General features: G+C 39.1%; 12 protein-coding genes. 10 read left to right on the top strand and 2 right to left on the bottom strand.

The window, feature by feature from the left end:
- Positions 1-22: 22 nt before the first annotated feature.
- The 7 genes from der to EBF12_RS03745 all read left to right on the top strand — a co-directional run bounded on the left by der (position 23) and on the right by EBF12_RS03745 (position 8,078).
- On the top strand, positions 23-1,573 hold the full coding sequence (gene der, locus EBF12_RS03770; RefSeq protein ID WP_121726476.1) for a ribosome biogenesis GTPase Der: 1,551 nt from the start codon (positions 23-25) through the stop codon (positions 1,571-1,573).
- A gap of 150 nt (positions 1,574-1,723) precedes the next feature.
- The gene (locus tag EBF12_RS03765) at positions 1,724-2,629 is read left to right on the top strand and encodes a PDC sensor domain-containing protein (RefSeq protein WP_121726475.1); all 906 of its coding nucleotides are present in this window, start codon (positions 1,724-1,726) and stop codon (positions 2,627-2,629) included.
- 261 nt (positions 2,630-2,890) lie between these two features.
- Positions 2,891-4,297 carry a TonB-dependent receptor plug domain-containing protein gene (locus tag EBF12_RS03760; RefSeq protein ID WP_244196344.1) on the top strand — a complete coding sequence of 469 codons (1,407 nt, stop codon included), beginning with the start codon at positions 2,891-2,893 and terminating at the stop codon, positions 4,295-4,297.
- 21 nt (positions 4,298-4,318) lie between these two features.
- Entirely contained in the window at positions 4,319-4,954 is a 636-nt protein-coding gene (locus EBF12_RS11675) for a TonB-dependent receptor domain-containing protein (protein ID WP_244196343.1), read from the top strand.
- A gap of 184 nt (positions 4,955-5,138) precedes the next feature.
- Positions 5,139-5,735, top strand: a complete 597-nt coding sequence (locus EBF12_RS03755; RefSeq protein WP_121726474.1) for a peroxiredoxin — start codon at positions 5,139-5,141, stop codon at positions 5,733-5,735.
- Between the two features lie 298 nt (positions 5,736-6,033).
- Positions 6,034-6,423, top strand: coding sequence for a DUF485 domain-containing protein (locus tag EBF12_RS03750; RefSeq protein ID WP_121726473.1), 390 nt, complete (start codon positions 6,034-6,036; stop codon positions 6,421-6,423).
- Positions 6,420-8,078: a cation acetate symporter gene (locus EBF12_RS03745; protein WP_121726472.1), complete on the top strand. Its 1,659-nt coding sequence runs from the start codon at positions 6,420-6,422 to the stop codon at positions 8,076-8,078. Before EBF12_RS03750 ends, EBF12_RS03745 begins: the two co-directional genes overlap by 4 nt.
- Positions 8,079-8,140: 62 nt before the next feature.
- Here EBF12_RS03745 and EBF12_RS03740 read toward each other — a convergent pair whose 3' ends face one another.
- Positions 8,141-8,395 (bottom strand): hypothetical protein, encoded by a 255-nt coding sequence (locus EBF12_RS03740; RefSeq protein WP_121726471.1) that lies wholly within the window; start codon positions 8,393-8,395, stop codon positions 8,141-8,143.
- Positions 8,396-8,571: 176 nt separating this feature from the next.
- Positions 8,572-10,551: an excinuclease ABC subunit UvrB gene (gene uvrB, locus EBF12_RS03735; RefSeq protein ID WP_121726470.1), complete on the bottom strand. Its 1,980-nt coding sequence runs from the start codon at positions 10,549-10,551 to the stop codon at positions 8,572-8,574.
- A 67-nt stretch (positions 10,552-10,618) separates the two neighbouring features.
- On the opposite strand from uvrB, the gene EBF12_RS03730 reads away from it, so the two are divergent.
- Genes EBF12_RS03730 through EBF12_RS03720 form a run of 3 tightly spaced genes read left to right on the top strand, consistent with a single transcriptional unit; the run spans position 10,619 to position 13,121 of the window.
- Complete coding sequence (locus EBF12_RS03730) at positions 10,619-10,909, top strand: hypothetical protein (protein ID WP_121726469.1); 291 nt, start codon at positions 10,619-10,621, stop codon at positions 10,907-10,909.
- Positions 10,909-11,175, top strand: coding sequence for a hypothetical protein (locus tag EBF12_RS03725; RefSeq protein WP_121726468.1), 267 nt, complete (start codon positions 10,909-10,911; stop codon positions 11,173-11,175). Before EBF12_RS03730 ends, EBF12_RS03725 begins: the two co-directional genes overlap by 1 nt.
- 35 nt (positions 11,176-11,210) lie before the next feature.
- Positions 11,211-13,121, top strand: coding sequence for a primosomal protein N' (locus EBF12_RS03720; RefSeq protein WP_121726467.1), 1,911 nt, complete (start codon positions 11,211-11,213; stop codon positions 13,119-13,121).
- Position 13,122: the final 1 nt, after the last annotated feature.

Genomic DNA, 13,122 nt, shown 5'->3' with positions numbered 1-13,122 from the left:
AAATTTATTTAAGAGTGATGTAATGAAAACAATAGCAATTTTAGGCAAACCAAATGTCGGCAAAAGCTCCCTTTTTAATCGCCTTATTAAGCAGCATTTAGCTATTACCTCAAATGTGAGTGGCACAACACGCGATGTGAAAAAGGCTCATTTTGAAATAAGCGGTGTAGGTGTGGAGCTTGTGGATACAGGTGGGATTGAAAAGGCTCAAGGGCTGTTTGCCAAAGTGAGTGAAAACTCGCTTAAAGCCGGGGCAGAGGCGGATTTGGTGCTGTATATGGTAGATGGAAGCCTTTTACCACAAGATGATGATATAGCCTATTTTCGCAAGATTCAGCGTTTGAATAAGCCCTTAATACTTGTGGTGAATAAAGTAGATAATGATAAGATTAAGCAAAGGGCGTGGGATTTTAGCTCTTTTGGTGCAACATATATGAGCTTTATTTCTGTGCAGCATAATCGTGGCTTAAGCCTTTTGCTTGAAGAGATTTTTGAGCTTTTAGAGTTGGCAAATGAGCAGAATCTTGGTGCTATACTTAAATCTCAAATTGATGATGAAGATGAGAGCTTGGAGGAGTTTTTAGATATGCTAGATTCTAAGGAGCAAGAGCAGGAAGAGTGCATTGCTGTTGGGATTATTGGGCGTGTGAATGTCGGTAAAAGCTCTTTGCTTAATGCGCTGCTTGGCAAAGAGAGAAGCGTGGTGAGTGAAGTGGCTGGGACGACTATTGATCCTGTTGATGATGAGAGTGAGATTTTGGGACAGAAGGTGCGTTTTGTAGATACAGCTGGTATCCGCCGCTCTAGCAAGATATTGGGGATTGAAAAATTTGCCCTTGATCGCACAAATAAGGCTTTGACTCAAAGTCATATCGCTATTTTAGTCCTTGATGCAAGTGAGCCTTTTGTAGAGCTTGATGAAAAGATTAGCTCTCTTATCCCCAAACACGCACTGGGTGTGATTGTGGTGCTAAATAAATGGGATAAACGGCATAAGGAGTTTAAGGAGATTATGGCGGAGTTTAAGCATAGATTCTCATTCTTATCTTTTGCTCCTGTGATGACTTTGAGCGCGTTAAATGGCAGAAATATTGACAAGCTCAAGCAGGAGATTTTAAAAGTATATGAGCGATTTTCATACAGAATCCCAACGAGTGTGTTGAATGAATGTGTAGAAAAGGCGACAAAAACTCATCATATCCCAAGCGATCACGGTAAAATCGTAAAAATCTATTATGCTACACAATACGCCACGCACCCGCCGCAAATCGCACTTGTGAGCAATCGCCCGCAGAGTTTGCATTTTAGCTACAAGCGATACATTATCAATGTGTTAAGAGAGCATTTTGACTTTCAAGGTGTGCCTTTGCTGCTTAGTGTGCGTGGGAAAAATGCTAAGGCTGAAGAAGAAAATGTAGAAACTCAAAAAGTAGAGCTAACACAACATGCCAAAAATGCAAAATTTGGTAAGAAACAAAATGTGAAAAAAGCCCAAAACGCTAAGAAAAGCCCCAAAGATTCTAAATCCAAGGAAGCAAAGACAACAAAGAGCAAGAATACGCGTTTTGTATGATGTGATGCAAATAAAGAAAATATCAAGTGGAGTTTGCAAAAACTTTGCAGAGTTTTACACTAAGATTATGGAGGGCTGTGTGAAATCTAGCAAAAATAGAGTTAGAATCTAAATAAAGATTCTAACAAAACAAAAAAAAGGAGTGTAAAAATGCTTTCAAAAGATATTGTTACCTATGCGAAGGTGCGTTATGAACTAAGGGCGTATCTTACTTTTCTTTTTACGCAAAACATTAAAAACTTTGTGCCAGAGCCGAGCTTTGAGGTTGTGCTAAGTGGGCTAAAACGCATAAAAGATGAGATTAAAGTCTTTGATGCGATGTATATTTTAGATAAAAATGGCACGCAAATGAGCGATGTGTTTCAAAGCAATGGTGTTATTGAAAATACAGGAGCAAATTTTTCAAATCGTGCGTATTATTATGAGGCATTAGATGAACAAAGATGTATTATTACAAATCCCTATCCCTCAAAAATTGATGGGAATCTTGTCGTAACGGCTGCCTATCCTGTGTATAATCAAAACCACGAGCTGCTCTTTGTAGTGTGTATTGATATTCATCTGCGTGATGCACTCAAAATCAGCTCACCCAATCGCTTGTTTCACATTTTTTCAATGCTAAGTGTGGGAATGTATTGTGTGCTTTCACTCGCGCTTAGTTTTATCGCGGTTTTGCTTGTAGTAGAAGGTGTGGTGCGGTTTTGGTCGGAGGATATTTTGCAGTTTCAAAGCTTTGATATTAAAGATATTTTTGAATCTACGATTTTGCTGACCCTTGCCCTAGCGATTTTTGATCTAGTCAAAGCTATTTTTGAAGAAGAAGTGCTAGGCAAAAATGTCGGTAGAAGCTACACCGTGCATAAAACAATGATCCGCTTCCTTGGCTCTATCATCATAGCCCTTGCCATTGAAGCCTTAATGCTTGTGTTTAAATTTACCTTTTCAGCACCTGAACAGCTTTTATATGCGGTGTATCTCATCGGTGGTGTGGCATTTTTGCTCATCGCTCTAGCTATCTATGTGAAATTTGCCTATGGAGTAGGCAAAAAAGCGTGAGATTATCCCTTGCCAAAAATCTTGGCAAGGGTGATAAGACGGGTTTAGATTCTATCTCTTCTCACAGGATTTTAGCAACATATTTGACCATATACCGCATTATTCTCTTTAACAGGGTTTTTTTCAGCAGACAATGTGGGTTAAGCATACATACTTGCTACTTTGATTCTTAACGAGTATTTTTCCGGTTTATCTTATTTTATTAGAATCTAACTCTTATTGAGAATACAGGGCTATGCAAAACTAGAAGGAGCTAGGCTTATGAAGAGGAATAGTAAGCGGTTTTTGTGGGTTTTTGTTTGTTTGAATCTTGCGGTTGTGGGGTATGCTGATACCCTAGAACTAGAAAATGAGAGCTCCTCTTCTGCTGTGCCACATTCTGCTTTGAGTGAGGGCAGACAAGATTTACATTTTCCCACAACTTCTCAAGCTAGAAAACTGCCCGCCTCTATTGCTGTAGCACTCCAAAGAGATATATTGCAAAACCCTATAAATCTCTCGTGGCAGGGCAAAGATACGCCTTTGCATAGTGGCGATGTGGCAAAGTCTATGCTGCAGATTCCAGCTTTTTCTATGACGCGTAAGGGTGGTGGCGGAAGTGAGATTGCCTTTCGTGCTCAAAGTGCTTCAAGACTGCCCATTTTTCTTAATGGTGGGAATCTCAATGGTGCGTGTGGTGGGAGAATGGACACGATTATCACTTATGTTTTTCCTGAAAATTATAATCGCATTACGATTCTAAAAGGTCCTCAAGATGTGCGGTATGGGGCATTAATTGGTGGTGGAGTGCTATTTGATCGTGATATTTTGCGGCTTAGTAAATCGCAATTTGCTTTTGATGGCAGTGCGTTGTATGGGAGCTTTGGGAGATTTGATGCAAATGCAAATGTGTTGGCTGGTGGCAAATATGGCTCGATTCAGGCAATTTATTCACATTATGAATCTAGGGACTATCGCTCCGGGGATAATAAGATGGTGCATTCTGCCTATAATAGAGAATCTGTAAGCCTTATAGGCACACTCACGCCTACGCAAAATATAGCTTTGGAGCTAGATATTGACATAGGGCGTGGGAATGCTTCATACGCCGATAGGGCAATGGACGCTAGGACATTTGATAGAATCTCATACAATCTTGCCTATAAGCAGCACATTAGCGATACTTTTGATAGCCTTGAGGTGCGAGTATGGCGGAATGAGATTGATCATATCATGGATAATTTTTCACATCGTCAAGTTATGGATAACAAATATAATGTAAATAATCCAAAACGCATAAATACCGGCGGACGAGTGGAAGGAACATTTTATTTTGGCAATGCGTGGGAACTCTATATGGGTGGGAACTATAACCACGACTTTCACGCCTCGCGTATGCTAAGTGGCAGCTTAAGCAAAGAAGAGGCAAATACTATCTTAAATCAAGCTTACAAGCCAAATTTTACTTTTCAAACGCTGGGTATTTTTGCACAAGGGCAGTATATGCCTGAATCTAGCTATAGCATAGCTTTTGGAGCGAGATATGATACCCTTTCTACCTTGCAGCACAGCACAAATAAAGAGCTGCTTAATCACCTTGGCAGTGGCTTTTTGCGGTATGAGAAGTATTTTGATATATTGACATTTTATAGTGGTATGGGTGTGGCACAAAGGGGTGCGGACTTTTGAGAGAGAAACAAGAATGGAGGTATGGCACTAAAGCCAGAGACAAATACGCAGTTTGATATGGGGCTTGTGTATAAGGTGGATAATTTTAATGCCAAGGCATCTGCGTATGTGTCCCATATTGCAGATTATATTATGTTATATTATGGAAAAGATAAGCCTAGTGCGTTTAATACAAATGCGTTTTTGGGCGGTGGGGAGCTTGAGGCGGAATATATTGTGTGGAAGAGTTTGCATTTTTATGGTTCTTTGGCTTACACCTATGCGGAGAATCTAAAGAGTGTAGCAGGATTCAAAGCAAACTCGCCATTGCCGCAAGTAGCACCATTGCAAGGGCAGCTTTCGGCTTTTTATGATAATGGTGGGTGGCTTTTGCGTTTGGATATGATAGCTCACGCGGCACAGCATCGTTATATGCTTGATTATGGTAATGTGATTGGTAAGGATTTGGGCAAGACGCAAGGATTCACAACGCTTAATCTCTATGGTGGCTACAAACGCAAATATTTTATGCTTCTTGCTGGTGTAGATAATCTCACAAATACGCTTTATGCCTATCATCTATCCAAAAATGGCGTAGGCATAGGCGACATAGCCCCAACAACTAGAATCTACGAGCTGGGCAGGAGTTATTGGGCGAAGGTTAGGATTTATTTTTAAGATAAACAAACTTGAGTTTGGGGCTTCTAGCTCATAATAAACAATCAAGTAGCTTTTTTTTGTGGGGTTGCAAACAAATATCTAAAAGAAATAAATTATCATTTAGGATTGAGTTACTTGTATAAAATACAATTCTATCTATGATAATAGATTTATTATCAATATTTTTTTTAAGGAGTTTGATATGTTAGTAACAAAAGCGGCACCGGATTTTACGGCTGAAGCAATTAAGGCGGATGGGACATTTGAAGACAACTTCAACTTGTATAGCAATATTGGCAAAAATGGTGCAGTAGTGTTTTTTTGGCCAAAGGATTTTACATTTGTGTGCCCAAGCGAGGTTATTGCATTTGATAAACGCGTGAAAGACTTTGCAGAGCGTGGTGTAAGCGTGATTGGCGTTTCTATTGATTCAAAAGAAGTGCATTTTGCGTGGAGGAATGTGTCTGTGAATGAAGGTGGCATTGGTGCGGTAAGCTTCCCTATGGTATCAGATTTGAATAAGCAAATCTCACGCGATTATGATGTGTTGTTTAATGGTGCAGTTGCACTTCGTGGAAGCTTTTTGATTGATAAGAATAAAGTTGTTCGCCACGCTGTGATTAATGATCTTCCACTTGGACGCAATGTTGATGAGATGATTCGTATGGTAGATGCAATGTTGTTTGTTGAGGAACACGGAGAAGTGTGTCCAGCAGGCTGGAATAAAGGTGATGTGGGTATGAAAGCTGATGCAAAAGGTGTAGCTGACTACCTAAGCAAACACGCTGATAAACTTTAATTTTCTTCTTACCAAGCCCTTTTCTACGGGCTTGGAGACTTCTATTTATTTTTTATTTTTCTTGTTATTTTTGAAAGATTCTGCATTTACAATGACCCATTATTTCAATTTATTTTTATAATTTTAGCTTAAAAATATATTAAATTATATCGTAGTGTTACTTTTTTACCATTTTAAAATGAGTTTATAAAAATTACTTTTAGTTGCATATCTTTATGTTGTAGCATAGGAGTATGTTACTTTTAGTATCTTATAGAGGTGGCATAAATACACTAAAATGCAAATAAGGAGGATAGTTATGAAACTACCTGAAAGACAGGAAAAAGCCATTGTTAGCTTTAAAAAATTTGTTTCTAAACGGAACAAAATTTCTTTAGTGCTTTCGTTGGTGATACTCGTTTGTTATTATATTTTTATTCTAGGTGTGGGGCTTGCCCCTGAGATTCTGGGCTATCGTTTGGGACCTAGCTCTATTACGCTTGGGATTATCATAGGAATTTTTTTGATTGTGTTGTCTATCGTGGCTACGGGACTTTATACATTTTTAGCAAATTCATATTTTGATAAAGACCAAGATGAGATTTTGCGTGAGCTGGAAGAAAGCAATGTGATAGAGTCTTTGCAAAATGGTGAGATTGATTACAAAAATTTTGCAGAATCTAGCGTGGTAAAAGGAGGTGTAAAATGAAAAGCATAAGACTTCTAGCCATAGGCTTGAGCCTGTTTGTAGGCAACTCTGTTTTTGGTGCAGCTTTTGATGCTGGTGGTGCAAAAGCAGATGTAAATCCTGTCGCCATTGGTATGTTTCTAGCTTTTGTGTTGGCGACATTATTTATTACTTATCTCTCAAATAAGAAAAGTCAGTCTGCGAGTGGATTCTATACCGCTGGTGGTAACATTACAGGTATGCAAAATGGTATTGCTATTGCCGGAGATTATATGAGTGCAGCAAGCTTTTTAGGTATTACAGCACTAGTTTTTACAAATGGTTTTGATGGATTGATTTACTCTATTGGTTTTTTGGTGGGTTGGCCTATCATATTGTTTCTCATTGCTGAAAAATTCCGCAATCTTGGAAAATTTACCTTTGCAGATATTACGGCATATCGCCTTGATGCAAAGCCCATACGCGTTATTTCAGCAGTTTCAGCCCTTAGTGTAATTGTGTTTTATCTCATCGCACAAATGGTTGGAGCAGGGCAGCTTATACAAGTGCTTTTTGGACTTCCTTATGGTATCGCGGTGATTCTTGTTGGAATCTTGATGATTTGTTATGTTGTCTTTGGTGGAATGCACGCGACAACTTGGGTGCAAATCATTAAAGCGATTTTGCTTTTAGCAGGGGCAAGTTTTATGGCAGTTATGATTTTGTATTTGACAAAATTTGATCTTTCCTATTATTTTTCTCAAGCTATTTCTCATCACCCAAAAGGTGAAGCGATAATGTCGCCCGGAAGTTTCTTGCCTAATACTATTTCTGCTGTTTCACTTGGACTTGCGTTAATGTTTGGGACAGCAGGTTTGCCACATATTTTGATGCGTTTTTTCACGGTTAAAGACGCTAAAGAAGCGAGAAAATCAGTCTTTTATGCCACAGGGCTTATTGGGTATTTTTATATCCTTACCTTTATTATAGGCTTTGGTGCGATTGCTTTGCTTTATGGGAATCCTGAATTTACAAATCCCGATGGTTCTTATAGCGGTGTGGCAAATATGGTCGCAATTAGCCTAGCTGAAGTGCTTGGTGGCAATGTCTTTTTAGGCTTTATTTCAGCTGTGGCATTTGCTACGATTTTGGCTGTTGTATCTGGGCTTGCCATTTCTGGGGCAGGGGCTATTAGCCACGATTTGTTTGTCAATGTCTGCAAAGATGGCAAATGTGATCCTAAGCTTGAGATGAGAGTAACTAAGGGTGCGACTATATTTTTAGGGGTTTTGGCTATCGCGTTAGGATTCTTGTTTGAGAAACAAAATATTGCCTTTATGGTGGGACTTGCTTTTGCTATTGCAGCAAGTGTGAATTTCCCCATTTTGCTCCTTTCAATTTATTGGAAGAATCTCACGACAAAAGGTGCGTTTTGGGGAGGATTGATAGGGCTTGTCGTGGTGCTGACACTTGTGGTGTTAAGTCCTAGTATTTGGGTAAAAAGCTTTGGCTTTGAATCTGCGATTTTCCCTTATGATCATCCGGCGATTTTTACAATGCCTTTGACCTTTATAGCAATTTTTATCATCTCTAAGCTAGATAGCTCTAAACGCGCACAAATCGATAGAAGTGGCTTTGAAGCACAAGATTTCCGCGCTCAAAGTGGTGTTGGAGCAAGTGAAGCAGTGGCTCACTAATCTTACATACAATCCACAAAAAAGTGGATTGTATAAACTCTCTATAAACTCTCAAATGGGGTTTATAGATTCTCTTTATTTTCTTTTTTATCAAGCTTTGCATTAAGATTGACAAGCTGTTGGCGAATATCAATAATAATAAAAAGTAGGTAAAAGCTCAAGATGACAAGCAGTATTCCGGCGACAATACCTATCAAGCCTACTAGAATATCACCGATAGACATTAAACCTATACCATAAATGATGATGGCAATAAGACTTAGCACATAACATAGCTTAACGATAAAATTGCCCACGGATATGGTAAATTGACACATTGTTTCTCCTTGAAGTGATTTATTCTTGTGATGCAAGACATTGCATTATAGAAAAACACAGACATACACACATAAAATCACTAAGCGTTTTTTCTTTTTTGATTTGTGTGATTTTGCTACAAAATATGTTGTTTTGTGGGGAATGAAGAGCAAAACTCTTTTTTTGAATCTTGCTTTTATTTCATCTTGCGGATTCTAGCAATTTCATCGCGGATTCTAGCGGCTTCTTCAAATTCTAATGCCTTAGCGGCTTGTTGCATTTTAAGCGTTAGATCTTTAATGATTGAATCGCGTTCTGTCTTTGGAATCTTATTACTTCCTTTTTCATAAAGTCGCGATAAGCCACTAGATTCTATTTTTAGCTCACTTTCAAGCCCTCTTTGCACGGACTTTGGCGTGATATTATGTGTTTTGTTGAATGCTTCTTGTTTAGCACGGCGATAGTCTGTGATGTCAAATGCTCTTTGCATAGAGCCTGTAATTTTTTTAGCATATAAAATCACCTTGCCATTGACATTTCTTGCTGCTCTCCCCATTGTTTGTATAAGACTTGTCTCACTGCGTAAAAATCCCTCCTTATCCGCGTCCATTATCGCTATAAGACTCACTTCCGGCAGATCCAGCCCTTCACGCAAGAGATTTATCCCAATAAGCACATCAAATTCCCCTAATCGCAGTGAGCGGATAAGATGATTTCGTTCAATAGCGTCAATATCGCTATGCATATACCGCACCTTAATGCCTAGCTCGGCATAATATTTACTTAGCTCTTCTGCCATTTTTTTTGTCAGTGTGGTGATAAGCACGCGTTGATTACTCGCTACTCGTAAGCGTATCTCATCATATAAATCAAGCACTTGATTATCACTATCTCGCACTTCATAGAGCGGATCTAAAAGCCCTGTTGGGCGGATAATCTGCTCGGCAATATGATTTTGACTAAGCTTTAGCTCTAATTGTGCAGGGGTAGCGGAGACAAAGAGAAAATGCGGTGCTTTATTAATAAACTCATCAAAACGCAAGGGGCGGTTATCTAGCGCACTAGGTAGCCTAAAGCCATATTCCACAAGCACTTCTTTGCGGCTTCTATCTCCGGCATACATTCCGCCAAATTGTGGCAAACTCACATGAGATTCATCAACGATGATGAGATAGGGCTTGCCTTTTTGCTCAAAATAATCTAGCAAGGAGTAGGGTGTCTCCCCCGGAGCCTTGCCTGTAAGATGTCTTGCGTAGTTTTCAATGCCCTTGCAAATGCCCGATTCTCTAATCATCTCCAAATCAAACTCCGTGCGTCCTTTGAGTCGTTGATATTCTATTTGTTTATCTTCTGCTTCAAATTCTTGTAGTCGCATTTCAAGTTCAGATTCTATATTTTGCAGGGCAAGTTGCAATCGTTTTTCACTTACGATAAATTGATTTGCCGCATATAGCACAAAGCTCTCTAGCCACGCTAGATTCTGTCTCTCTAGTGCATCAAATGCCCCAATGCGTTCAATCTCATCACCAAAAAACTCAATACGGATAAATTCATTCTCATTATACGCAGGGAATATATCCACCACTTCGCCATTTACACGGAAATTGCCTCGCTCAAAAATACTATCATTGCGTGTGTAGCCCATATTGACAAGCTTTAAGAGCAAGGCTTTTTGCGTATAGCTTTGTCCAACTTCTAGCTTTTCTATCATTGTGAGATATTCTTGCGGATTGCCTAGTCCATAGTTTGCCGACACTGAAGCTACTACAATAACATCATCATAGGCTAGAAGTGAGGTCGTGGCTGAAAGTCTCAAACGCTCCAAGTCTTCATTAATACTAGAATCTTTTTCTATAAACAAATCTCGGCGTGGGATATAGGCTTCTGGCTGATAATAATCAAAGTGGCTGATAAAATACTCCACTTTATTTTTAGGAAAAAAGCCCTTAAACTCGCTATAAAGCTGGGCAGCTAGGGTTTTATTGTGTGTCATAATGAGCGTGGGGAGATTGAGCTTTGCGATAATATTTGCCATTGTGTAAGTTTTTCCACTGCCTGTAACGCCTACAAGCGTGGCATATTTTGCCCCATTTGTGATAGAATCTGTGATTTTTGCAATGGCTTGTGGCTGGTCTCCTGCTGGAGTATATTGGGATTCTAGGATAAATTTTGCCATTTTTCCGCACTCCTTGAAATTTTTGTGTTAGAATTATACTTCATTTTCATAATTAAAGGATTGTCAAATGAGCAGTGTTATGGAAAAACTCTCCCAAAAAATAGAAGAAATGCTTGCTAAGATTGCATCGCAGCGACAAGAAATAGAATCTTTGCAGCTTGAGGTTTCTTCACTCAAGGCACAAAATGAGGCAAAAGACACTCAAATTTCAAGCCTTTATGAAGAGATTGCCTCAAAAGATCGTGGTTTTGAAGACTTGTTTGCTAAGATTGATAAAGGACTACACGATAGTGGTGATAGCGAAAATACAAGCTTTTTTAATGATAGCCTTTTAGATTCTAAAGAGCAAGGGCTATAATGGCACAAGAAAGCCTAGAGATTGCTCTAAGCGGCAAACGATATACCATTTCACTTGACCAATTGTGCGATGAGGTGAGGGCTGAACTCAAAACGCTTTTTATGCAGGAGGTTGAGCCACTCACCCTTTTAAAGCTCTATATTACAAAAGCCCAAGAGTATTCTCTCATTTGCAAATCCCTTGAGGGCTTATATAAAAGTCTTGAATCTATGGATAGTATTCCGCAGCATAGTGTGCAGATTGAGGCTTTGCAACATACGACATAGATGTTTGTGATATTATTTTTCATTAAGGTGTGATTGTGCATTATTATCACATCGCTCCTATTGGCTTAAAATCCCCAACTTTAACTTATTGCAGTTTGGAAGAATGTCATAAAGATGAGCTATGCTCTATTAATGTGCGAAACAAGCAATATTTAGGCGTCGTGCTAGAATCTACCCCAAAACCCACATTTGAATGTAAGGAGCTACAAAAAACGCATTTAAGATTCTTGCCTTATCAAAAAATGTTAGCTGATTTTATTATGCAGTATTATTGCGTGAATCTAGGCGAGGCTTATGGGCTTTTTACACCTTTTGATGAAACTTTATGTATGGTAGATAAGGATTGTAAAGATTCTATGCTAGAGATTTCTCCACACGCTAGGCTTAATCAAATGCAAAATGATGCCTTGTGCTTTTTAAAGCAGCATAAAAATCCTTTGCTCTTTGGCGATACGGGTAGTGGGAAAACAGAGATTTACATTCACCTTATCGCACAAACTCTTAATGCAGGACAAAATGCACTTTTTCTTATGCCTGAAATTGCACTCACACCACAAATAGAATCTCGCCTTAGAGCTGTGTTTGGCGATATGGTGGGGATTTGGCATAGTAAGATTACAAAGGCACAAAAGAAAAATTTTTTAGCTAGATTGCATAGTGGCGATATACGCGTGATTGCTGGAGCAAGGAGTGCATTTTTTTTACCTGTGAAAAATCTTGGACTTATTGTTGTTGATGAGGAACACGATGATGCGTATAAATCTCAAAGCACACCACATTATAATGCACGGGATTTGGCGTTGTATCTTGGTAATAAAAGTGAGATTTTAGTCATTCTAGGCTCGGCAACCCCAAGCGTGTCAAGCTATTTTTATGCAAGAGAGCAGCAAAGTCTTTATCGTTTGAAAGGGCAGTATTTTGCCTCAAAAAAATATATCAAGATTCTAGCAAGTGATAAAATTGCTGAATCTTGTGATACACAATCTACCCCCTTGCCCACAGCAATTATAGAAAAAATCCGCCAAAAGCTTGAGAAAAAAGAGCAGGTGATTGTATTTTTGCCCACTCGCGCACATTACAAAATGCTTATATGTCAAACTTGTGGTAATGGCGTGGAATGTGATTTTTGCTCGGTTAATATGTCTTTACATCTTGATAAAAATGCCCTTATATGCCATTATTGCCATTGGAGCAAAGCTATCCCTAGAGTTTGTCCGCAATGTGGGAGTGAGAATCTTGGCTCTTTTCGCATAGGCACAGCGCAAGTGGCACAATCCTTGCAAGCTACTTTTGCAGATTCTAAAATCGCCCTTTTTGATAGAGATAATATTACTACGCATAAAAAGCTTAAAGATACCCTCAAGGCTTTCAATGACGGAGAGATTGACATTCTTGTTGGCACACAAATGCTAAGCAAAGGACACGATTATCATAATGTGAATCTTGCCGTGGTGCTAGGCATTGATTATGTATTAAAAAGTAGCGATTATCGTTGCAATGAGCGCGCAGTGAGCTTATTACATCAAATCGCTGGACGAGCCGGACGCAAATATGATGGGGAAGTGTGGATTGAAAGTGTAAATGGTGCTTTTTTGGAGCAATTTTTGGGGGATTATGAGGATTTTTTGTGTTTTGAGCTTAAACATCGTCCTCATATTTATCCGCCATTTGTGCGACTTGCGACTTTGAGCTTTGCAGATAAAAGTGAAAAAAAAGCATTAAACAAACTTGCAAAGGTAAGGCAATTGCTGCAGGAGTATCCATTGGGGCAGGTTGAGATAGTGGGAGATTGCAAGGCGTTGCTTGAGCGATTGTATGATAAATATCGTTTTGTTTTGCTTTTGCGAAGTGTTTCTACGCGTGAGCTTGTGAGGCTTTTGCACTATGTGCGATTGCAAACGGAACATCTCTGTGAAATTGAGATTGATCCTTTAAATATTGTGTAAA

The organism is Helicobacter labetoulli (genome assembly GCF_003670275.1).
Classification (GTDB): Bacteria; Campylobacterota; Campylobacteria; order Campylobacterales; family Helicobacteraceae; genus Helicobacter_C; species Helicobacter_C labetoulli.
This window is presented reverse-complemented; position numbering and strand designations above follow the sequence as displayed.